Annotated in this window: 25 protein-coding genes; 17 read left to right on the top strand and 8 right to left on the bottom strand. The window is 35.4% G+C overall.

Going from position 1 to position 22,440, the window contains the following annotated elements; genetic code table 11:
* The first annotated feature begins 131 nt into the window (after positions 1 to 131).
* The 8 genes from cyoE to B0A80_RS11210 all read left to right on the top strand — a co-directional run bounded on the left by cyoE (position 132) and on the right by B0A80_RS11210 (position 5,291).
* The gene (cyoE, locus tag B0A80_RS11245; RefSeq protein ID WP_017497889.1) at positions 132 to 1,034 is read left to right on the top strand and encodes a heme o synthase; all 903 of its coding nucleotides are present in this window, start codon (positions 132 to 134) and stop codon (positions 1,032 to 1,034) included.
* Between the two features lie 2 nt (positions 1,035 to 1,036).
* Positions 1,037 to 1,636: a cytochrome c oxidase subunit 3 gene (locus tag B0A80_RS11240; protein ID WP_208861485.1), complete on the top strand. Its 600-nt coding sequence runs from the start codon at positions 1,037 to 1,039 to the stop codon at positions 1,634 to 1,636.
* Between the two features lie 42 nt (positions 1,637 to 1,678).
* Entirely contained in the window at positions 1,679 to 2,665 is a 987-nt protein-coding gene (locus B0A80_RS11235) for a cytochrome c oxidase subunit 3 (RefSeq protein WP_017497891.1), read from the top strand.
* Positions 2,666 to 2,683: 18 nt separating this feature from the next.
* On the top strand, positions 2,684 to 3,034 hold the full coding sequence (locus B0A80_RS11230) for a cytochrome C oxidase subunit IV family protein (protein WP_017497892.1): 351 nt from the start codon (positions 2,684 to 2,686) through the stop codon (positions 3,032 to 3,034).
* 78 nt (positions 3,035 to 3,112) lie between these two features.
* Complete coding sequence (locus tag B0A80_RS11225; RefSeq protein WP_070905608.1) at positions 3,113 to 3,754, top strand: hypothetical protein; 642 nt, start codon at positions 3,113 to 3,115, stop codon at positions 3,752 to 3,754.
* A gap of 10 nt (positions 3,755 to 3,764) precedes the next feature.
* Positions 3,765 to 4,454 carry an SCO family protein gene (locus B0A80_RS11220; RefSeq protein ID WP_089077334.1) on the top strand — a complete coding sequence of 230 codons (690 nt, stop codon included), beginning with the start codon at positions 3,765 to 3,767 and terminating at the stop codon, positions 4,452 to 4,454.
* A 2-nt stretch (positions 4,455 to 4,456) separates the two neighbouring features.
* Positions 4,457 to 4,996, top strand: a complete 540-nt coding sequence (locus tag B0A80_RS11215; protein WP_017497895.1) for a DUF420 domain-containing protein — start codon at positions 4,457 to 4,459, stop codon at positions 4,994 to 4,996.
* Complete coding sequence (locus tag B0A80_RS11210; RefSeq protein ID WP_070905611.1) at positions 4,989 to 5,291, top strand: hypothetical protein; 303 nt, start codon at positions 4,989 to 4,991, stop codon at positions 5,289 to 5,291. The genes B0A80_RS11215 and B0A80_RS11210 overlap by 8 nt, the downstream gene beginning before the upstream one ends.
* A gap of 63 nt (positions 5,292 to 5,354) precedes the next feature.
* On the opposite strand, the gene B0A80_RS11205 is transcribed toward B0A80_RS11210, so the two are convergent.
* The gene (locus B0A80_RS11205) at positions 5,355 to 6,761 is read right to left on the bottom strand and encodes a DUF4403 family protein (protein ID WP_089077333.1); all 1,407 of its coding nucleotides are present in this window, start codon (positions 6,759 to 6,761) and stop codon (positions 5,355 to 5,357) included.
* Between the two features lie 180 nt (positions 6,762 to 6,941).
* On the opposite strand from B0A80_RS11205, the gene B0A80_RS11200 reads away from it, so the two are divergent.
* From B0A80_RS11200 to tsaB, 7 genes are all read left to right on the top strand, one after another.
* Complete coding sequence (locus B0A80_RS11200) at positions 6,942 to 7,643, top strand: ABC transporter ATP-binding protein (protein ID WP_017497898.1); 702 nt, start codon at positions 6,942 to 6,944, stop codon at positions 7,641 to 7,643.
* A complete protein-coding gene (locus tag B0A80_RS11195; RefSeq protein ID WP_089077332.1) occupies positions 7,636 to 8,880 on the top strand; it encodes an ABC transporter permease in 1,245 nt (414 codons plus the stop codon). The genes B0A80_RS11200 and B0A80_RS11195 overlap by 8 nt, the downstream gene beginning before the upstream one ends.
* Positions 8,881 to 8,882: 2 nt before the next feature.
* On the top strand, positions 8,883 to 10,148 hold the full coding sequence (locus tag B0A80_RS11190; protein WP_070905613.1) for an ABC transporter permease: 1,266 nt from the start codon (positions 8,883 to 8,885) through the stop codon (positions 10,146 to 10,148).
* A gap of 40 nt (positions 10,149 to 10,188) precedes the next feature.
* Positions 10,189 to 11,301, top strand: coding sequence for an efflux RND transporter periplasmic adaptor subunit (locus B0A80_RS11185; RefSeq protein ID WP_070905614.1), 1,113 nt, complete (start codon positions 10,189 to 10,191; stop codon positions 11,299 to 11,301).
* Between the two features lie 80 nt (positions 11,302 to 11,381).
* On the top strand, positions 11,382 to 12,764 hold the full coding sequence (locus B0A80_RS11180) for a TolC family protein (protein ID WP_089077331.1): 1,383 nt from the start codon (positions 11,382 to 11,384) through the stop codon (positions 12,762 to 12,764).
* A 6-nt stretch (positions 12,765 to 12,770) separates the two neighbouring features.
* Positions 12,771 to 14,063, top strand: a complete 1,293-nt coding sequence (locus B0A80_RS11175) for an efflux RND transporter periplasmic adaptor subunit (protein ID WP_089077330.1) — start codon at positions 12,771 to 12,773, stop codon at positions 14,061 to 14,063.
* 34 nt (positions 14,064 to 14,097) lie between these two features.
* Positions 14,098 to 14,772 carry a tRNA (adenosine(37)-N6)-threonylcarbamoyltransferase complex dimerization subunit type 1 TsaB gene (gene tsaB / locus B0A80_RS11170; protein WP_089077329.1) on the top strand — a complete coding sequence of 225 codons (675 nt, stop codon included), beginning with the start codon at positions 14,098 to 14,100 and terminating at the stop codon, positions 14,770 to 14,772.
* A 6-nt stretch (positions 14,773 to 14,778) separates the two neighbouring features.
* On the opposite strand, the gene B0A80_RS11165 is transcribed toward tsaB, so the two are convergent.
* The 3 genes from B0A80_RS11165 to B0A80_RS11155 all read right to left on the bottom strand — a co-directional run bounded on the left by B0A80_RS11165 (position 14,779) and on the right by B0A80_RS11155 (position 17,149).
* The gene (locus B0A80_RS11165) at positions 14,779 to 15,591 is read right to left on the bottom strand and encodes a mechanosensitive ion channel family protein (protein WP_035746896.1); all 813 of its coding nucleotides are present in this window, start codon (positions 15,589 to 15,591) and stop codon (positions 14,779 to 14,781) included.
* Positions 15,592 to 15,678: 87 nt separating this feature from the next.
* The gene (locus tag B0A80_RS11160; protein ID WP_070905618.1) at positions 15,679 to 16,086 is read right to left on the bottom strand and encodes a hypothetical protein; all 408 of its coding nucleotides are present in this window, start codon (positions 16,084 to 16,086) and stop codon (positions 15,679 to 15,681) included.
* A gap of 163 nt (positions 16,087 to 16,249) precedes the next feature.
* Positions 16,250 to 17,149 (bottom strand): NifU family protein, encoded by a 900-nt coding sequence (locus tag B0A80_RS11155; RefSeq protein WP_089077328.1) that lies wholly within the window; start codon positions 17,147 to 17,149, stop codon positions 16,250 to 16,252.
* A gap of 143 nt (positions 17,150 to 17,292) precedes the next feature.
* On the opposite strand from B0A80_RS11155, the gene B0A80_RS11150 reads away from it, so the two are divergent.
* Both B0A80_RS11150 and B0A80_RS11145 read left to right on the top strand, forming a co-directional pair.
* On the top strand, positions 17,293 to 18,282 hold the full coding sequence (locus B0A80_RS11150; RefSeq protein WP_089077327.1) for a PorP/SprF family type IX secretion system membrane protein: 990 nt from the start codon (positions 17,293 to 17,295) through the stop codon (positions 18,280 to 18,282).
* A 9-nt stretch (positions 18,283 to 18,291) separates the two neighbouring features.
* Entirely contained in the window at positions 18,292 to 18,816 is a 525-nt protein-coding gene (locus tag B0A80_RS11145; RefSeq protein ID WP_070905621.1) for a gamma carbonic anhydrase family protein, read from the top strand.
* 74 nt (positions 18,817 to 18,890) lie between these two features.
* Here the strand turns inward: B0A80_RS11145 and B0A80_RS11140 are convergent, their stop codons facing one another.
* The 4 genes from B0A80_RS11140 to B0A80_RS11125 all read right to left on the bottom strand — a co-directional run bounded on the left by B0A80_RS11140 (position 18,891) and on the right by B0A80_RS11125 (position 22,179).
* On the bottom strand, positions 18,891 to 19,607 hold the full coding sequence (locus B0A80_RS11140; RefSeq protein WP_026110134.1) for a LytR/AlgR family response regulator transcription factor: 717 nt from the start codon (positions 19,605 to 19,607) through the stop codon (positions 18,891 to 18,893).
* Between the two features lie 138 nt (positions 19,608 to 19,745).
* On the bottom strand, positions 19,746 to 20,852 hold the full coding sequence (locus tag B0A80_RS11135) for a sensor histidine kinase (protein WP_017497911.1): 1,107 nt from the start codon (positions 20,850 to 20,852) through the stop codon (positions 19,746 to 19,748).
* A complete protein-coding gene (locus B0A80_RS11130; RefSeq protein WP_089077326.1) occupies positions 20,853 to 21,185 on the bottom strand; it encodes a DUF4907 domain-containing protein in 333 nt (110 codons plus the stop codon).
* On the bottom strand, positions 21,175 to 22,179 hold the full coding sequence (locus tag B0A80_RS11125; protein ID WP_089077325.1) for a Kelch repeat-containing protein: 1,005 nt from the start codon (positions 22,177 to 22,179) through the stop codon (positions 21,175 to 21,177). Before B0A80_RS11125 ends, B0A80_RS11130 begins: the two co-directional genes overlap by 11 nt.
* Positions 22,180 to 22,440 lie beyond the last annotated feature (261 nt).

The following is a 22,440-nucleotide window of genomic DNA, read 5'->3' as shown; positions in this document are numbered from 1 at the left end:
AGTGTTAAAGATTTGCAAGTCCTTATTTTGTAAAGGTTTTATTGAAAAAAATCTAATTTTATAGGTCTAAATTCTACAATCTAATTTGTACATTTGCACCACTCAAAAAAAACATACAAATAATTACTGTATTGAACGCGACTAAAAATACATTTTCACTAAAATCAATATTTACCGATTTCAAAGAGATTACCAAAGCTGGTTTAGCAATCAGTGTATTGTTCTCTTCTGTAGCCGGATATTTATTGGGAGTTAATGAGGAACATCCTTTTAAATGGAGTGTTTTGGCAGTTTTGGCAATCGGTGGATATTGCATGGTTGGAGCTTCGAATGCATTTAATCAGGTGATCGAAAAAGATATCGATGCTTTAATGGACCGAACCAAAAATCGCCCGGTTCCTTCAGGACGCATGTCTCCAAAAATGGCTTTGTTTGTAGCAAGTTTGCTTACTATTATTGGTATCGCCTTGCTTTACACTATAAATGCTAAGTCGGCTATGTTTGCCGCAATCTCCATATTCTTATACACCAGTATTTATACCCCTTTGAAAACGGTAACTTCATTGTCTGTTTTTGTAGGTGCTTTTCCGGGAGCAATTCCTTTCATGTTAGGCTGGGTTGCTGCTACAGGAGAATTTGGTATAGAAGCCGGAACACTGTTTTTAATTCAGTTTTTCTGGCAATTTCCTCACTTTTGGGCAATTGGCTGGTTTTTGTATGAAGATTATGAGAAAGCCGGAATCTTCATGTTACCAACAGGAAAAAAAGATAAAGGAACCGCTTTGCAGGTTATTTTATATACAGTTTGGTTGATTGTTGCTTCGTTATTGCCGGTTTTAGGATATACAGGGCAATTGTTTATCTCGCCAATAGCAGCAATTTTAGTGTTTTTGTTAGGTTTATGGATGTTGTTTTATGCAGTACGTCTGTATCAGTTAAGAACACCAAAAGCAGCGAGAACTTTAATGCTGGTAAGTGTTTCGTATATCTCGTTACTGCAAATCGTATTTATAGTAGATAAATTTTTAAGATAGTTATGGAAATGACAATGACAAAAACAGAAACGGCGGCTGAAGAGAAGCTAAGGAAAGCCAAATCGGCAAAACTTATCCTCTTGTTTGCAATGGTAAGTATGACCATGATGTTTGCCGGACTTACAAGTGCTTTTGTGGTAAGTAAATCAAGAGCTGACTGGTTGAAGAACTTTGAATTGCCAACGGCATTTTATTATAGTACAGCGGTTATTTTGGCTTGTAGTGTTACTTTTTACCTGGCTAAAAAAGCCATTCAGAAAGACAATAGAAGTGCTGTTACAGCTTTACTTTTGGGAACTTTAGCTTTAGGGATTTTGTTCGTGGTACTGCAATTTGCAGGTTTTGGGCAAATCGTTGAAAGCGGGTATTATTTTACAGGAGAAGGTAGCTCAATTACTACAACATTTTTGTATGTAGTAACTGTGACACACTTGTTACACTTGGCTGGAGGATTAATTTCACTTTTAATTATAATTTATAATCATTTTAAACAAAAATACAATTCGACTCAAACTCTTGGTATAGAACTAGGTGCGATGTATTGGCACTTTTTGGATTTATTATGGTTGTATTTATTTTTATTTTTATATTTCTTTAAATAAGAAAAAAACGTAAATTTGGGAACTTTTTAACGAATATCTTTTATGGGAGCGACAGTTACTACTGCAAACAACGACGAAAAAACTTGGGGAGGCGGTCATGAGATCCAGCCATTAGGAGCAAGTTATGGTAAAATGATGATGTGGTTTTTTATCGTATCAGATGCCTTAACATTCTCTGGATTCCTTGCTGCTTATGGTTTTTCAAGATTTAAATTTATTGAAACCTGGCCTTTGGCTGATGAAGTGTTTACTCACTTTCCTTTTATGCATGGCGTTGCGGCACCAATGTATTATGTAGCCTTAATGACTTTTATTTTGATTTTCTCATCTGTAACAATGGTTTTAGCTGTTGATGCAGGTCACCAATTGAAAAAAACAAAGGTTGCAATTTATATGTTCTTAACTATTATTGGAGGTTTAATCTTCGTGGGATCTCAGGCCTGGGAGTGGAAAAACTTCATTAAAGGAGAGTATGGGGCAGTTGAAACAGCAGGTGGAAGTTTATTACAGTTTGTTGATAAAGATGGTAAAAGAGTTGCTCTTGCTGATTTTGCGGTTAAATTACCGGAACAAAGAGAAGCTTTAACAAGAAGCCATTCAACATGGTTTATGGAAGATGCTCAGGCACAGCCAACCTATACAGTTGCAGAAATTCAGGCAGGTTTTAAAGCTCATCCTGAAGTTTTAATCAGAACAGAACATCTTACAGATAAAAAGAAAAAAACAGTTTTATCAAGAGAAGAGTCTGAAGCTCGTTTAGCAAGTGCTAAATATGTTGTAGAAGGTGCTAATTTGATTAGAAACGAATACGGAAATAAATTATTTGCTGATTTCTTTTTCTTCATCACAGGATTCCACGGATTCCACGTATTTTCAGGAGTTATCATTAATATCATTATCTTCTTTAATGTATTATTAGGTACTTACGAGAAAAGAAGAAGCTACGAAATGGTAGAGAAAGTTGGTTTATACTGGCACTTTGTCGATTTAGTTTGGGTATTTGTATTTACAGTTTTCTACTTAGTTTAATTTTAGATTTTAATTATTATGTCACACGAGCACGTATCAAATACAAAAAGAATCTGGTTTGTTTTTGCATTACTATCAGTAGTAACTACAGTAGAGGTTATTTTAGGTATCTACAAACCTGCATCATTAGAGTTTAATCATTTTGTTGGCTTGAATTTGTTGAACTGGATTTTTTACATCCTTACAATATTCAAAGCATATTATATAGTATGGGCATTTATGCACATGGAAGGTGAAAAAAGCAGCCTTAGATGGTCTGTTGTAGCACCGGTTATTTTCCTGGTATTATATTTATTGTTTATTCTGTTAACAGAAGGACATTATATTTATGGGGTTTTTAAAGATTCTACTATTAAATGGAATTTTTAACATGATATTAATTCGAAAAGAGTCCCGATAACATCGGGATTTTTTTATTTTTGTACCTCAATAACTTGTACAGATATAATGAAAAAAAATATAGTTCTTTTTGCTCTTTTTGTTTTGCCAATTGTAGCCTATTTGTTTTTTGCTTCGGGGGTTAACAGCTTTACTACACTTCCTGTTATAACACCAAAAATTAAAGATTTCGGTGATTGGAAATCCCTGAACGGAAAGAAAGTTTTGCTGGATAAAAAGATCACGGTTCTTGGTTTTTCAGGATCTGAACTTTTAAGCAATCGCGGGAATTATTTTAACTTAAACGAAAAAATTTACAAACGCTATAATGGTTTTGAAGATCTTCAGTTTGTAATACTTTGCCCGTTGGGAACTGAAGCCGATGCGCAAAAAGTAGTAGATGCTCTTAAACCTTTTACGGACGTGAAAGGCTGGAACTTCGTCTTCGCTTCACCGGAAGAAATTCAAACATTTTACAATCAGCTAAAGTTAAAAGGTAAATTAGATCAGAATCTTGGAACTCCGAATGTTTTTATCGTCGATAAAGAAAGAAATCTTAGAGGAAGAAAAGATGCAGCTGAATATAAAGAAGGGTATGACACTTTTCATCCTTCAGAGCTAAGCAATGAAATGCTGGATGATTTTAAAATCATTTTATACGAATATCGTGCTGCTCTAAAAAAGAATCACAACGCAACTAAACAACTTTAATCTTTCTATCATGTTTAAGAATAAATCATATATCGGTATTTCGTTTATCATTTTAATTTTTGGAATTTATGCCGTTCCTAAAATTGTTGACAGAGTTAAAAACGACGACATTGTAAAAGGAAACCGTCTGGACAATGTAGGATTGAAAACTTCAAAATCGGATGGTAAATTGATGAAAATTGGACCAGCGCCGAAATTTGAATTAACCAATCAGGACAATGCTAAAGTTTCGAATGATACTTACAAAGGAAAAGTGTATGTGTTAGAATTTTTCTTCACCACTTGCCCGTCAATTTGCCCGAAAATGAATTTAAGCATGCTGGAGATCGAAAAGACTTTTTTCGGAAATCCAAATTTCGGAATCGTATCCATCACAATCGATCCTAAACATGATACACCACAGGTTTTAAAAGAACATGCGAAGTTATTAGGAGTAAAATCTTCTACCTGGAATTTCTTAACGGGTGATAAAAATGCGATCATGGAATTGTCTAATAAAGGATTCAATTTATATGCCGGAGAGAATGAAAAAGTGAGCGGTGGTTTTGAACACTCAGGTTTGTTCGCTTTAATTGATAAAGAAGGAAATATTCGTTGCAGAAAAGATGAATTCGGAAACCCAAATATCTATTATGACGGATTAGATAAAAAAGGAGTTAGAGACATACAGGAAGATATTAAAATATTATTAGAAGAGTAGAAATGGAAGATCATTCATTAGAGAAAAAATTCAGTAAGTTTATTGTTGCAGTTTCAATTGTAATTCCACTTGTAGTAGCCATTTTATTTGGAGTAAAATTGAAAGACTTAGGAATTGAAGTAGAACCGCTTTCGTTTCTACCTCCAATTTACGCAACAACTAATGGTATTACCGCTGTAGTTTTAGTTTGGGCAGTATTGGCCATTAAAAATGGAAAACGTAAGCTCCATGAACGCTTAATGACTTTAGCGATTGGACTTTCAGTAGCTTTTTTAGTAATGTACGTGGCGTATCACATGACCTCTGATTCTACTAAATTTGGTGGTGAAGGAGCAATTCGTTATATCTATTTCTTTATTTTGGTGACTCATATTTTATTGTCTATTGCCATTATTCCATTGGTATTAATTACGTATGTACGTGCATTGGCAAAACGCTTTGACCGACATAAAAAAATTGCTAAAATAACATTTCCGCTTTGGTTGTATGTTGCGGTTACCGGTGTTGTAGTTTACCTAATGATTTCTCCTTATTATGCTTAAAATGGAAAATAGATTAAAGAATAAAGAAAATAGAAAAGTAAATAGAAGTAGGTTTGTGAATTTTTTGTCAACGAAATGCTTCTATATTCTGGCCTCTATTCTCTTTTCTCTAAACGCGAATGCTCAATGTGCGATGTGTCGTGCAGCGCTTGGTGGAGATTCAAATGTTAAAAAAGCAGAAGCAGTAAATAATGGAATCGTATATTTAATGGTCATCCCGTATTTACTGGTGGCAGTAATAGGTGTTCTGATATACAGAATGTACCAGTCAAAAAAGAAAAAAACAGATAATTAGAAAATTAGATAATGTGGCAATTCGTTCATTATCTAATTTTCTAATTATCTCATTACCTAATTATTATTTCAAACCGTTAACCGAGACATTTACGATACCGTTTATTTTGATAAAAGCAATAATGGCTTGATTGGTTAGCTGAATTTTATCAAACTGAATGTCTTCCATTTTTCCATTGACAAAAACACCCGGCATTGGAGAATAGTTTTTAAGATAAGCTGCCATGTTTTTCTTACCTTCCTCTAAATTGGGTTGTATCGAATAACGACAACTCTCTTCCATTTTTCTTAAAACATACCCCTGACCCAGCCAGCTTGCAGTACGCATTAACCTGCTTTTGGTATCTAAAACATAATCCAGTTTTTCAAAGTAAATTTCTTTAGTCTGAGGATTGTATTGAGGAAATCCGTTTAAATAAAGTGTTCCGTTTACAGAGCCCAGAACATCAAGAGCAATAACCATCTTTCCGTTTTTATGCCAGATGGAAACATTTTTTACCGTCACTTTTTTGCTGCCCGAACCAAATTCCTGACCTGCAAAATTCTTCGTCATAATCTTTGAAGCATCAACATAGGTAGATATGGCAGCAATGTTTGCTGAAATCTGATTAGGAATTTTAGCGACAGGTTTCAATATGATTTTATTGGCACTGAATTTCGATTCAGGTTGTTTGCCTACGATGGTTTCCATGTTGCATTTCATTCCCATGTCCAGTAAAAACTGATCATTTTTTAATTTGGCATTGGTTGAATACACTTCGACAGGAACAATTCTAAGCCAGCTTTCATAAGTGTCACTCAGTTGGAAGGGAGTGCATATCTTCTCTAAAGCAGTTAAAACATTGGGTTTAAAATCCATCGATTTTTCGATAGCCTCGTCTATTTTCTTTTCAATTTTTGATTTAAAAATAGAAATAGCCGGGTTTATCAGATAAGTAATAGGCATGTTTTTACCAAAAACCTGCATGGTCGGACTTTCGCTCCAGTCTAATGATTTAAACTCGGTTTTAGTGTTTAGTTTCCAATTTGTCAGCGCCACTTCACTGGAAAGGGTAATTATACCATTCAGATTAAACTCTCTGGTGTCGTAAAGTTCAACACCTAGTCTTTTGGTGCCGATTCTGTATTTAATAGTGGCTTTTAAAGGTAGGATGGTTTTTATTTTCTTGTCCGGGCTTGCGGGGTCATTCTGAATTTTTATAGGAGCCTGCTTCCAGATTTTCATTTCGATATCGTCGTCGTCGATCGTATTGTCTTCATAAATCAATCCGTTTAAAAGGGTATTGGTCTGATTTTCAATATCGCTAAGTTTTACTGTAATTGGTAAATTGATAAAAGAGGGGTTTGCTTCGTAAACTAACGGACTTGCGTCATCCGGCTCCGGTTTTAGGGTTTCCAGTTTTTGGGCTGTAGAGCAGCCTGCAAGTACAGCAAGTAGCGTGAATAAGGAGATAATGGAAGAAAACTTCATCGTTATGATTTTTTTTAGTCTGACAAAATTAATAAAACAATTATATTATTGTAAAAATGTGTAACAATTAGCAAAAAAGTGAGTCTTATCCAAAGAAGAAGAGATAATTATTAACGTTTTCTTATCATAAAAAAGTTAAGAAAAATGCTATTATTGTTTTAAAATTTAACAATTACCACCATGATTGAGATCAAAGATTTGCACAAATCCTATAAAATGGGTAGTTCGGAGTTACACGTGTTAAAGGGAATTAATTTTAATATTGAAGAAGGTGAGCTGGTTGCAATTATGGGATCATCAGGATCAGGAAAATCAACACTTTTGAATATTTTAGGAATTCTCGACGAGGCTGATTCCGGTAGTTATATTTTAGATAAAACCCCAATCAAAAAGTTAAACGAAACAATAGCGTCTAAATACCGCAATAAATTTTTGGGATTTGTATTTCAGTCTTTCAATCTGATCAATTATAAAACCGCTCTCGATAACGTTGCAATGCCGTTGTATTATCAGGGAATCAAAAGAAAAGAGCGTTACGACATCGCTATGAAATATTTAGAGAAAGTTGGACTTGGTTCGCATTCTCATCACTTACCGAATGAACTTTCAGGAGGTCAGAAACAGCGTGTTGCCATTGCAAGAGCTCTGGCTTCGAATCCAAAAGTTTTATTGGCAGATGAGCCAACAGGAGCATTGGACACTAAAACATCTTATGAGGTTATGGAACTGATTCAGGGGATTAACGATGAAGGGAAAACAATCCTGATCGTAACTCACGAACCTGATATTGCCGCAATGTGCAAAAGAAATGTGGTCCTGAAAGACGGATTAATTATCGATGATAAAAAGGTAGAACAAGTTAGAGCTTCATCTTATGTTTAATATTGAGCGTTGGCAGGAAATATTTGAGGCAATCTCTAAAAACCGATTGAGAACATTTCTTACCGGAGTTTCTGTAGCGTCTGGGATTTTTATTTTGGTGATTTTGCTTGGAGCAGGTAAAGGACTTCAAAACGGAATTGAGAAACAATTTGAACGTGATGCTGCCGGAATTATTGAGGTTTGGTCGGGAACAACAACAAAAGAATATAAAGGGTTGAATCCGGGAAGACAAATTCAGTTTAGAAATAGTGATTATTCACAATCGGTACAGAAATTTAATGATAAACTGGACTTGAAGGCCGCAACACAAAATTATTGGGGAGGAACCTTTGCCTATGGAAAAGAATCCGGGAGTTATCAATACAGAGGAGTTGATCCGGATTATTCAGGGATCGAGAATCTTACTGTTGTTCAGGGAAGATACATAAACAGTAATGATTTGGCGAATAATGAAAAAGTAGCTTGCATTGGAATGAAAGTCAAAACAGATTTGTTTAAAGACAAAGATGCTCTAGGAAAAGAAATTCTAATTAATAATATCAATTTTAAAGTAGTAGGAGTTTTTACTGATCCGGGAGGAGAGAGAGAAGAAACCAGAGCTTATCTACCTAAAACTACTGTTCAGAGAGCTTACGGCGGAGGGGATAAAATCAGTAATCTGTTTTTTACGTTGAAGAAAACGAATGATTACAATGAAGCTTTGGCGCAATCTGAAAAATTCACACAAGATTTAAAAGACCTTTTGAAAAGTAAAAATGTAATTGCTCCGAATGATGACAGTGGAGTTGGAGTTTACAATTCCGTTAAAGATGCAAAACAGTTTTATGACTTAAACTTATACATAAGATTGTTCTTTTGGTGGGTAGGTATTTGTACCATCATTGCAGGAGTTGTTGGGGTAAGTAATATCATGTTGATTATTGTAAAAGAAAGAACAAAGGAAATTGGAATACGAAAAGCACTCGGAGCCTCTCCGTTTTCAATTATTTCGATGATTCTTCATGAATCTATTTTCATAACCACTATTGCTGGATTTACAGGCTTACTGGCTAGTTTAGCGTTATTGGAATTTGTTGGGCCGATGGTACAAAGCGAGTATTTTAGAAATCCTGAAGTCGATTTTAGTGTGGCTTTAACTACACTGGCGCTGCTCATATTTGCAGGTGCTCTGGCAGGATTTTTTCCGGCTTATCATGCGGCAAAAATTAGACCTATTGTAGCACTTAGAGACGAATAATTATGTTTAAGAAAGATAATTGGGACGAGATTTTACAGGCTTTAACAGCCAACGTTTTCAGAACGGTGCTAACGGCGTTTGGAGTATTTTGGGGTATCTTTATTTTGGTGATATTGCTGGCTGCCGGAAACGGTTTAGAGAACGGAGTTAAGAAAGGTTTTGACGGAATTGCCACAAACACCATGTTTATGTGGAGTCAGACCACATCGAAAGCCTACAAAGGATTGCCTAAAACACGTCGTTATGATTTTAGAAACAGTGATGTTGGAGCGCTAAAAGCAGCTTTGCCGGATTTGTTATATGTGTCGCCTCGAAATCAACTGGGTGATTTTAATGGGACTAATAATGTGGTTCGTGGCACAAAAACTTCGGCATTTACTATTTATGGAGATTACCCGGAGCTGATCAAGCAGCAGCCGATGGATATCATTAAAGGGCGATTTGTAAATCAGCAGGACATCCTTGAAAGACGAAAAGTTGCCGTGGTAGGTAAAGGTGTTATCAGTGAACTTTATGGAAAAGAGGAAGAAGCGATTGGAACTTATGTGAAAATCAACGGAATCAATTTTATGGTGGTAGGAGTTTACAATTCAAAACAACAGGGAGGAAATGCGGAGCAGGAGCAAAAGAATATATTTATTCCATTTACCACTTTTCAACAAGCTTTCAATTACGGAGATAAAGTGGGATGGATGGCACTTACTGCAAAAGATGAAACGTCTATTACCGATTTAAAACCAAAAATTCTCGAGATTATTAAAGGACTGCATTCTATAAATCCAACAGATGAGCGTGCTGTAGGTAATTTTGATTTATACGAGCAGTTCAACAAAGTACAGAGTTTGTTTAGTATCTTAAAAATCATTGCTTATTTCGTGGGTACTTTAGTGTTGATTTCAGGAGTAATCGGTATTTCAAATATCATGCTTATTGTAGTGAAAGAACGTACCAAAGAAATAGGTATCCGGAGGGCTTTAGGAGCGACACCAGCTGCTATTCGGGGACAAATTTTAGCAGAGTCTATATTTTTGACCATTATTTCAGGAATGTTAGGTATTGCTGTAGCGACCGGAATTATCGCGATTTTAAACATGGCATTAGCTTCAATGCCGCCGGATAGCAATACCATGTTTGCAAATCCAAGTGTCGATTTGAGAGTAGTATTTGTGGCTTTAATAATATTAGTAGGATCAGGTTTGCTGGCAGGGTTTATTCCGGCACAAACCGCAATTAATGTGAAGCCGGTAGATGCTTTACGAACAGAATAAATTATCAATCAGAATATAATCGAATTAAACTGAAAACACAATGAAAAAAGGAGTAACCGTAACCATTTTAATCTTTATTGCTATAGTTTTCTTTGGCGCACTGTATTACTTGTACGCTAAGAATCAAGAGTCTCCAATTGTATTTAAAACGGAGAAAGCAGAGATTAAAACTATCGTCAAGAATACCATTGCAACCGGTAATATTCAGCCTAATGAAGAGGTCTTAATCAAACCTAACATCTCAGGGATTATCGAAGAAGTGTATATCAAAGCGGGAGAGAAAATTAAAGCCGGCGATATGATTGCCAAAATTAGAGTTGTCGCCAATGTTTCTAATGTAAGCAGTACCCAAAATCAGGTACAGACTGCCAAAATTGCTTTAGACAATCAGGAAAAAATATATCAAAGACAAAAAACATTGTTCGATAAAGACGTAATTTCAGCAAATGATTTTGATGCAGCACAATTAGCGTACAAACAAGCCAAACAAAACTATCTGGCAGCAAAGCAAAGTTTAGATATTGTTAAAACAGGAACAACAACTTCACTTGGAAATTATGCCAATACGTTAATCCGTTCCACAGTAAACGGAATGGTACTGGCAGTTCCGGTTAAAGTAGGAAATCAGGTTATTGAGAGTAATAATTTTAATGAAGGAACTACTATTGCGAGCGTAGCGGATGTGGGAAGAATGATTTTTATTGGAAAAATTGATGAATCTGAAGTAGGGAAAATCAAAGAAAAAATGCCAATTGAAATCACCGTTGGAGCAATCGAGAATAAAAAATTTGAAGCTGCTCTGACCGATATTGCGCCTAAAGGTGTTGTAGAAAACGGAGCAATTCAGTTTGAAATTAAAGCAGCTTTAGTGAATAGAGATGCTACTTTTATCAGAGCAGGTTTGAGTGCAAACGCTTCAATTATCTTAGAAAAAGCAGATAAAGTTTTGGCAATAAAAGAATCACTGGTACAGTTTGATAAAAAGACACAAAAGCCTTATGTTGAGATTGAAACTAATCCTCAGAAATTTCAAAGAAAAGATTTAGTTTTAGGAGTAAGTGACGGAATTTATGTTCAGGTGAAAAGCGGAATCAAAGCTTCGGATAAAATTAAAATCTGGAATCAGGGTTTGATCAGTGAAGAAAAGAAGTAATTTGAGCAAATAAAGAATTTTTGGTTTTTAAAAAATGTTAAATTTGTGTAGTAGGGTTACTATGCTTTCATTCAAAATATATGAAAATAAATAAATATAATAGTCTTGTTTTTGCAGTGTTATTCGGTTTTGGCTTGTCGGGTCAGGCGCAAACAAAGAAATGGACTTTGGAAGAATGTGTTCGTTATGCATTAGAAAATAATATTACGATAAAGTTGTCAGAACTGGACGTTCAAAATGCAGCGATTGACAAAAGGGCTGCCTTTGGAAGTTATCTTCCGTCAGTAAGTGGTAATGCATCACATTCCTGGAACATTGGTTTGAATCAGGATCTTACAACCGGTCTTTTGCGTAATCAAACGACACAGTACTCTTCTGTAGGTTTAAGTGCGGGAGTTGATATTTATAAAGGTTTGCAAATTCAAAATACGTATAGAAGAACAAAACTTGCCATCATCGCTTCACAATATCAATTGCTGAAAATGCAGGAAGATATTTCACTGAATGTGGCCAATGCCTTCCTTCAGATCCTTTCGAATAAAGAAGATTTAAAAATAAAACAAGAACAGCTGACGATTGATGAAAAACGTTTGGCTCGTTCAGAAGAAATGGTTAATGCCGGGACTATTCCCAGAGGTGATTTGTTTGATTTAAAAGCAACTGTCGCAACTGATAAACAAAATATCACCGTTTCAGAAAATAATTTCTTAATCTCAAAATTGAGTTTGGCCCAACTTTTACAACTAAAAGAATTTACAGATTTTGATGTGGTAGATGATACTAATGCAAAAGATGAAAATAACATTATGGCACAAACTCCGGATGAGATTTACAACAAAGCAAAAGAAACAAGAACTGAACTAAAACTGGCGCAAACCAATCTTGAAATAGCACAGAAAAATGTTACTATTGCAAAAGGGGCCTATCAGCCAACATTAAGAGGGTTCTATGGATTTGATACCAGAGCGAGTTACAGTGACCGAACCAGACTGGATGAAAATAATAAACCCTATTCTGTAGGGCCGGACCCGATATTTAAACAGTTTAGTGATAATAAAGGGCATAATTTCGGTTTTCGTTTAGATGTGCCAATTTTTAATGGTTTTTCAGTTCGAAATAATGTAGAGCGTAGTAAAGTAAGTTTAGAAAAATCTAAAATAGATTTAGAGCAAAAAAGTTTAGATTTGCAACGTAATGTTTATACCGCTTTTACAAATGCAAAAGGAGCTTTAAATACTTACGAATCGTCTACAGTAACATTAGAAGCAAGACAGCAGGCCTATAACTATGCGAAAGAAAAGTATGATGTAGGTTTAATGAATTCTTTTGATTTTACTCAGGCGCAAACATTGTTAACAAATGCGCAGTCTGATGTGATCAGAACAAAATACGATTACATGTTTAAAATAAAAATATTAGAATTCTACTTTGGAATTCCAATTGTTCCAATTGTTACAAAATAATTTATTATGTCTAAAAAAACGATTTATCTTTTAGTAGGTGGCGCAGTAGCACTTATTGCAGTTTTAGTTGGTCTTTCGAAAGCAGGAGTCATTGGGAATAAGGATGAAGGAACAGAAGTAGAAATTTCAAAAGTAATAGCTTCAACAATTGTTGAAACAGTTTCAGCAACAGGAAAAATCCAGCCTGAAATTGAAGTGAAGCTTTCGTCAATGGTTTCGGGAGAAATTATTGCGTTAAATGTAAAAGAAGGCCAGGTGGTTAAAAAAGGAGATTTATTGGTAAAAATAAATCCTGATTTGTACACCTCCGGTTTAGATCGTTCTGTGGCTAATCTGTCAGGAACTAAGGCCGGTTTAACACAGTCTGAGGCTAGTTATAACGAAGCAAAAGCAAATTACGAGCGTAACAAAACGTTATACGAAAAAGGAGTAATTTCAAAATCAGATTGGGACAAGGCCATTTCGAGTTACGAAGTAGCCAAGGCCACCAAGCAAAATGCATATTACAATGTTAAAAGTGCTTCGGCATCGGTTACAGAGGCCAGAGACAACTTAGGACGTACGTTAATTTATGCTCCTGCTGACGGAACTATTTCTGTTTTAAATGTAGAGCTGGGAGAGCGTGTCTTAGGAACGCAGCAAATGGCCGGAACAGAACTTTTGCGTGTAGCCAACTTAAACAATATGGAAGTTGAAGTTGACGTAAACGAAAATGACATCGTTAAAGTAAAAATTGGCGACGAAGCAAACGTTGAAGTTGACGCTTATCTGAAAAAGAAATTTAAAGGTATTGTAACCAGTATCTCTAATTCGGCAAGTACAGCGCTGACTTCTGATCAGGTAACAAATTTTAAAGTTAAGGTACGTATTTTAAAAGAATCTTATCAGGATTTACTGGAAGGACAACCAAGTACTTATTCTCCTTTCAGACCCGGAATGACAGCTACGGTTGATATTCGCACCAAAACTAAAAACAATGTTTTGGCGGTGCCAATCAGTTCAGTTGTAGTTAAGTCAGATACCGCTGCGGTAAAAGACTTTAAGGTAGAAGATCCTAATGAGGACAAAAAAGCAGCTCCGAAAAGCGATAAAAAGTTTGAATGCGTTTTTGTGAAAGTAGGAACCAAAGCCAAAATTAAAATTATCAAAACCGGTATACAGGACGATACGAATATCGAAGTAATGTCAGGATTGAAAGCAGGAGATGTTGTCATCACAGGGCCTTATACCACTGTCTCTAAAGATTTGAATTCCGGAGATAAAGTAAAACTCAAAAAAGCAGATACTTCTAAGAAATAATTTGCATCATAATAAAAATTTAAAATTACATACATTGTCTTTTATTCTCAATATTGAAACCGCTACCAAAAATTGCTCCGTATCTATTGCTAAAAACGGAGAAACCATTATATGCAGGGAAATTGCCGAAGAAGGTTATTCACATGCCGAAAAACTGCATGTTTTTATCGAAGAGGTAATTGCCGAAGCAGGTGTAGCGACTGAGGATTTAGTGGCTGTTGCCGTAAGCCAGGGACCGGGGTCTTATACCGGTCTGCGTATTGGGGTTTCGGCCGCTAAAGGATTGTGTTTTGCCTTAAATATTCCTTTGATTGCAGTTGATACTTTGCAAACATTAGCTTCACAAGCTAAGGTTTCCGAAGGGAAAATTATTCCGATGCTGGATGCCAGAAGAATGGAAGTATACAGTGAAGTATTTACAGCCGATTTAAAAGTGGAAAGAACCATTCAGGCTGAAATTATTACCGAGGATTCTTTTAAGGGGTATGCAGAGACTGTGTATTTTGTAGGTGATTGTGCCGAAAAATGTAAAACAGTTTTAACCCAATCAAATTTTGTGTTTTTGGAAGAGATCAAATATCCTTCGGCTGCTGCAATGAGTAAAATCAGTTATGATAAATATCAAAAAAGCGACACTGTTGATGTCGCTTATTTTGAACCTTATTATTTAAAAGATTTTATGATGGCTCCTCCATCAAAAAAAGCATAAAACTTTTTATTTTTGAAGAGTATACGGCTGAACCGAAATTCCGGCTTCATCTAATGCTGCTTTACAATTCTCTAAAGTCTCAGAAAAAACAGCTCCGTAATTAGCGTTTTTTGCCCACGGACGTACGGCAAACTCTACAGAACTTGCGGTTAAGTTTTTTACAAAAACCTCAGGAGCAGGTTTTTTAAGTACTTTTGGATTGTTGTTTAAAACGTTCAAAAGAATGTCTTTTGCCTTCTTTATATCAGAATCATACGAAACTGCAAAAGTCAAATCGGCTCTTCGTTCTCCCTGCATCGAATAATTGATGATGGTACCGTTTGATAAAGCTCCATTTGGAACAAAAACAGTTTGATTGTTGGCGGTTAACATCTTTGTTACAAAAATCTGAATTTCTACCACGGTTGCAATAACTCCTCCTGCGGTCTCGATCGTATCGCCTACTTTGAAAGGTTTGAATACTATAATCAGCATTCCTCCTGCAAAATTGGATAGAGAACCCTGTAAAGACAAACCTACGGCAAGACCCATTGCTCCTAATATGGCAACAAAGGATGATGTTTCAATACCAAGCTTTGAGATAAAAGTCACAAACAATAAAATTCGGAGTGCCCAAATCAGGATGTCGGAGAGGAATCGGGTCAATGTGGGATCCAGATTTCTTTGGATCATTATTTTTGTGATGATTCTGCTGATTAATCGGATGGCATAGATTCCGACAAATAAAATGATGAATGCCGAGATTAATTTTGGAGAATAATCGATTAATACGTTAATAAATTTAGTAGCATAATTGCTAATCTGTTCTGAATTGTACATATTTTTAGAATAAAAAAACCTTCCCAAAGAGAAGGTATATTAGTTGTGCAAATATAAAAATATTTCCCGGGATAAGAAAAAGGAGTTTTATTCCTTGTCGGTAGTCCCGTCAATAACATCATCTGCTTTAGTAACCGTTTTTTCGCTAATATCAGTTACGGTTTCTGAAACAATTGCCTTAGTTTCTCCGGTTAGTTCGCTGGTTTTTTCTTTTACAGAATCAATTACGTCGCTTATAGAATCAGATGCTTTTTCGACATATTCGCTAACAATATCTTTGGCCTGATGCGCATAATCCGTTGCTGTTTCAATCAGTGGTTCTGATGCTTCTTTGGCTTTTGTAAAAGTTTCTTCGGCGAAGGTTTCTGCTTTATCAATATAAGGAGCAGCGGCCTCTTTGGCTTGTTCAAAAGTGGTTTCGGCCTGATGTGCCAGATCAGTAGCAGAATCTTTGGCTGTGCCAAATAAATTCTTAAAGAATGAAGATAATCCCATAGTCTTGATATTGATTGGTTTAGAATACAATATTAACTATTTTTAAAATAGTACAGCGTTATTTGATTAATAATTTGCTGATAATTAGTGAGATATGTGTTTTAATGAAAAAAGCGCCTGCCATTGGCAGACGCTTTCTGTATTTTATAAAGGATAAAAAAAATTAAGCGTTTACAGCCTCTACTTTAATGGCTTCGTCATTTAACATGCTTTTTAGCATATTTTCGATTCCGCTTTTTAAAGTAAAAGTTGAGGATGGGCAGCCACTACAAGCTCCTTGTAGAATTACTTTTACTGTTTTGTCTTCTTCATTATAAGAGTCAAAAGCAATATTTCCACCGTCAGCAGCAACTGCAGGTTTTACGTATTCTTCAAGAATGTTAATGATTTGTTGCGAAGTAACATCCAGTTTGTCAAATGCTTCGTCTTTTGTAATGTCATTTTTAGTAGCTGTTTCAATTAGACTTTCATCTAAAACAGTTCCTCCGTTTTCAATAAATTGCTTGATAAAAGTTCGTACTTCAAGTGTAATTTCCTGCCAGTCATTGATGTCGTATTTGGTTACCGAAATGTAGTTTTCATCAATAAAAACTTCTTTCACATAAGGAAATTTGAATAATTCTTTGGCTAATGGAGAAGAAGCAGTCTGATCGATGTTTTTATACTCAACAGCGTTTCTGGTCAGCATTCTGCTCACCACAAATTTTAGAGCTGCAGGATTAGGAGTGGTTTCTCCATAAACTGTAATAGGTTGTTTTTTGGCTTGGGTTTCTTCAACTTTAATGATTACGCCTCCTTTGTCTACAAATGAAGTAATTTGTTCCGAAACCGCATCTTTCACATCATCCCATTCTACAATACTATATCTTTCGATTGCGATAAAGTTTCCTGAAATATAAACGGTTTTTACAAACGGTAAATAGAATAATTGCTGTGCTAAAGGAGAGGCTTGTGCTTCGTCAATATTTTTGAATTCGAAGCTTTGATTCTGAGTAATAAAATCCTCAAATTCAAACTTTAATATCGTTGGATTTTGAGTTTCTTTTATGGTGATTTTTGTCATGATTTGTAATTTTTTACAAATTTAGTAAAGTTATTTTCTACTAATACCTATATTTGATTTTTTAATAAAATAATTAAGACTCTTTTCAAATTAATCGTATTAAATTAGAGGAGTTTAAAATATAGTCGTTCAATATTGTCTTTATGAAATTTAGAATCAGGGTTTTATTGTTTTTTCTAATTGTATCCGCTTATTCTTATTCACAAGAGGGGATACCGGTTTACTCTGATTATTTGTCTGATAATTATTACCTGATCCATCCGTCGATGGCAGGAGCGGCGAATTGTGCCAAGATAAGACTGACTGCCAGAAAACAATGGTTTGGCCAGGAGGATGCGCCGTCTTTACAAACGTTGACTTTTAATGGCAGAATAGGAGAGCGGTCAGGAGCCGGAATTATTATTTTTAATGATAAAAACGGTTATCATTCTCAAAAAGGATTGAAACTTACCTATGCACATCATATCTTGTTTTCCAGAGATGAACTCGATTTAAATCAGCTTTCATTTGGTATTAGTGGGGGAGTGATTCAGAGTCAATTGGATGAAACTAAATTTGGAACTACTTTTGATCCTATCGTTTTCGGCTCTATTCAAAAAGATTCGTACTTCAATTTAGATATTGGGGCATCGTACAACTATCTTGATTTTTATGCCCATGCAACAGTTCAGGGTGTTCTGGAAACCCGAAGAGAATTGTACACCGAATATGAAAGTAATAATCTAAGAAAGTTTCTGTTAAGTGCAGGCTATGTTTTTGGAAAAAGAAGTAAAATAACCTGGGAGCCATCTGTAATGCTTCAGGTGTTTGATAAAACCAAAGAAAAGACTATCGATTTAAACCTTAAAGCCTATAAAAATATGGATTTTGGAAGTCTTTGGGCTGCCTTGTCTTATCGAAAAGGTTTTAATGGTACTCAGTACAGTTCATCAAGTGGAGTAGCTGCTCAAAAACTGCAATATATTACACCAATCGTTGGCGTGAACTATAAAAATTTCATGTTTGCTTATACCTATTCTCAGGTTACGGGTGATGTGAAATTTGACACAGGTGGCTATCACCAAATTACCCTCGGAATTAATTTATTTTGTAAAAAGGAACGTTACGATTGTAATTGTCCCGCCATTAATTAAAAAAATATTATGCTGATTAAATCTGTAAACGGAAAAGCACCTTTGATTCCAGAAGATTGTTATGTGGCCGAAAATGCTACAATTGTGGGCGATGTGACTTTTGGAGAGTCCTGCAGTGTTTGGTTCAATGCAGTTATTCGTGGTGATGTTAACTTTATTACTATTGGAAATAAGGTGAACATTCAGGACGGTGCCATCATCCATTGTACGTATCAAAAACATCCTACTATTATAGGTAATAATGTTTCCATAGGACACAATGCAATTGTTCACGGCTGCACGATTCACGATAATGTTTTGATTGGTATGGGCGCTATTGTTATGGATAATTGTGTGGTTGAAAGCAACTCGATTATTGCAGCCGGTGCTGTCGTTACTCAAAATACGGTCATAACTTCAGGAAGTATTTATGCAGGTGTCCCGGCTAAAAAAGTAAAAGACATTGATCAGTCTGATTTTGCAGGCGAAATTGAGCGTATTTCAAACAATTACGTCATGTATTCCGGTTGGTTTAAAAATGAAGAAACGTTGTAAATATTAGAAGTTTCAAATTCCAAATTCCAAAAGTTTTACGCAACATATTGGAATTTCTATTTTTGAAATTGAATCTAAAGGTTGATTCTTTCGAAGAAAGAAGTCTTATAACTTTCACTAATAGGAATGCGTTTATCGCTAATCAAAACTTTATTCTTCTGAATGGATTTCACATGTTTTATATTGATGATATAAGAGCGGTGAATTCGGGAGAAGCCTTTGTTCGAAAGCAGATTTTCAAGCTTAATTAAACTGATTAATGTGAGAGTAAATTTGTTATCAATAGTATAAATTTTTACGTAATCTTTTAGTCCTTCAATAAATAGAATATCAGAGAAATTCATTTTTACATTTTCGTACTCCGCTCTTACGAACATAAAATCCTGTTCCAGTTCCGGCGCGGTAGTGTGTTCTGAAATGGCCTGAACCGTTGTGGTCGGATTTAATACCTGCTGTGCCCGTACGACCGATTTCAAAAACCGGTGAAACGGAATAGGTTTAACCAAATAATCCACTGCTCCGAGGTTAAAACCTTCAACGGCATAATCAGAAAAAGCAGTGGTAAAAATAACTAATGGTTTTTTCTCGATCGTATTTAAGAAATCAATTCCTGAGAAATGCGGCATCTGGATGTCCAGAAAAATCAAATCAACATTGTTCTGATTGATGAAAGAAATAGCATCAATGGCATTGTTGAAAGTATGGATCAATTCGAGAGAATCTACTTTTTGAACAAAATCTTCCAGTAATTCAACTGCTAAAGGTTCATCGTCTATAATTACACATTTCATCTGTTGAAGTTTTAATTTTAAAGTTTTGTTTAGCGCTAAAAGTACTTTTAAACCAATAAAATAAGTTTTAAAATTATCATAAAAATACGTAGAAGAACTTTTCAGCTTTTATTGTAAAGTAACCTTAGGTAAAAAGGTCTAATCTATCGCGGTTTGAATTTTATCCAATTCCAAATTCAAATGTACGCGAAAAAATTCGTCGTCTTGTGTGATATCAAGTTTATGCGCATTGGGATAAAGTAAATCCAGTCGGTTTTGAATGTTGACCAGTCCAATTCCGGAGTTGTCAGGATCTTTACTATAATCTTCAATCGTATTTTCAATCCAGAAATCCAGACTGCTGTTTAGAATGAATATCTTAATTTTTACGTGAGCCGCACCTTTGTAATCGGTTCCGTATTTGAACGCATTTTCGACAAACGAAATCAATAATAAAGGTTCAATAAATTTGTTTCTGGTGTCTCCATGAACATTGATTACGATGTCTTCAATATTGTTTAATCTGAGTTTTTGCAATTCAATGTAGTTCTGGATGTAATTGATTTCTTTTTCTAAATCGACCGTTTTGTTATCCGTTTCATACAGCATATAGCGCATCAATTCTGATAAGGTTACGATGGCATCGGGAACTAAATCTGATTTTTTGTGTGCCAGAGAATATATACTATTTAATGAATTGAATAAAAAATGCGGATTGGTTTGTTTGCGCAGATAGATCAGCTCTGTATTGGTTCGGTGTGTTTCGGCGATTAATTTGTTTTGCTGATTGTTGTAAAATTCGGTTAGCGTTCTGATAATAGCGCTGATGGTAATGATTAAAATATAGAAAAACGAAGGGCCAATTTTAAAAAATAAAGGCTGTCTTGTTGCTAAAACAGCCCTTACTCTTGTTCCTTTATACATTAACTTAAGATCTTCCGGTGGCGGTAAATTTTTTAAAGGCCTTGCCTGACTAAAATCAGGAATAAAATAATTGATTCTGATAATCATAAAAAGTAAAATAAGGGCAAATACAAATACAAAATAAAGCCAGTATTTTTTCTCCAAAAGCAAGACAGGAACCAGATAGAAAAAGTTCAGATAAAACAAAACAATTCCCGTGCTCCATTGTACATAAAAATCGGCGCTAACCTTAAACGGACTTTCGTAAAATTGAATTAATGAAGTCAGAATAAAGAAAACCCAGATGATAGTGTGCAGTAAAATTTTGTTTGAACTTGTATTTCTAATCGTATCGAGTTTCATCTATAATTTTATTTTTAATAAAATTAAATCATTTTTGGTTACTGTTGGCGATCTATTTTGATCGAGTCTGGTCACGACTAAATGTGCCACTTTTAAAGCATCACTTTCTGAGGCAAAACTTTTAGAGTCGTTTATAACGGGAATAATAGCCTGCTTGATAATGATTTTGTTCTTTGTAGCAATCGAATAACCCCAACCTGACGTAGTTTTGAAGGCTTCGATTTTAAAAGTTTCATTTTTCGCGCAGGCTAAAAATTGTAAAATAAGTGCCGTAAGTAATACATTCTTCCCGATTTTACTCCAGACGAACGGTATTTTTATTTTAGTTGTCATTACTTGTTTGTGCATCTAACGGTTTAAATTCCCAGGCATCATCAAAATAGGTTGAACCCGTTCTTCCAAGCATATAAAAACCACGATTGTTGATGGCAAAGCCAACGGCATCTGTTCTGGTTGCACCCTCCATTGGTGTTTTTTCTGACCATAAATCGGTGATAGGGTTATATTCCCAGATGGTTTTGATATTATCTCCTCCCACAACATAGCCCAAACCATTCATGGCAAAAGCGGAGGCATTTGAACGAACAACGGCATAATCATCATTATAGGAGCTGTCGTCTTCGGTATCTTTATCAATGTCTCGTTTTCTGGTCCATGCCTCAGTGGCGGGATCAAATTCCCAAAAATCTTCCTGATATACTCCGTTATTAATTCCCGTTCCCAAATAAACTTTATCGGCAATTACAAAAGCAGTGGCATTACGTCTTTTATTTCCGCTAAAACCATTTACAAGCGTCCAGCTATTGGCTTGATCGTTGTATTGATAGAAATCTTTTAGGTAATTTCCATCATAACCGGTTCCAAAATAAGCTTTTCCACCCGCCTGAAAACCTACCGCAGCGTAGCGGCCTGTTCCGGCAAAATCAGTCTTTTGGGCCCAGGTATTGCTGCTCGGATCGTACTGATAAAAATCTTTTAATTTATTAGTTCCATCATAACCCAAACCAAGATATCCTTTTTGATTTAAGGCGAAAGCCGAGGCAGAACTTCTTCCGATACCCGGAAGATCCGCTTTTTGCTCCCAGTAATCTCCCGTTGAATTATACGACCATAAATCTTTCAGATAAACATCTCCGGTATAACCTGTTGCGACATAAGCATAATCGCCAATGACAAAACTGGTAGCACTGGATCTTGCTGGTCCGTCGAATGCCGATTTTTTAACCCAGTTTCCTATTAGCTCCTCGCTGCTGTCATTGCTACAGCTTATAAAAAAGAGACCTGAAAACAGTGTCGCGAATAGTATTCCTTTTTTTAAATTATTCATAATGTATTGAGTTTATTTATTGTTTGTATTTGATGCCAATTCCTAAGGCATAGCTGTTACCGGTATTAAAATCATAGGCTTTATGATTGTTTTGCATCATCCAGATGATAAAAATTACTGTTGAAACTATTGGTCAGATTGAAAGTATTACGAATATTGTTGAAAAACGAAATCAAAAAAAACGAACGAATTAGCATCCTTATTTTCATTACTTATTTATTGGTTCAAAAGTAGGAGGCTAGTGGTTTTAAAAAAAAGAAG

The sequence above is a fragment of the Flavobacterium tructae genome (assembly GCF_002217475.1).
In the GTDB taxonomy this organism is placed as follows: domain Bacteria; phylum Bacteroidota; class Bacteroidia; order Flavobacteriales; family Flavobacteriaceae; genus Flavobacterium; species Flavobacterium tructae.
The sequence above is the reverse complement of the archived record's forward strand: the minus strand, read 5'-3'. Positions and strand labels throughout refer to the sequence as shown.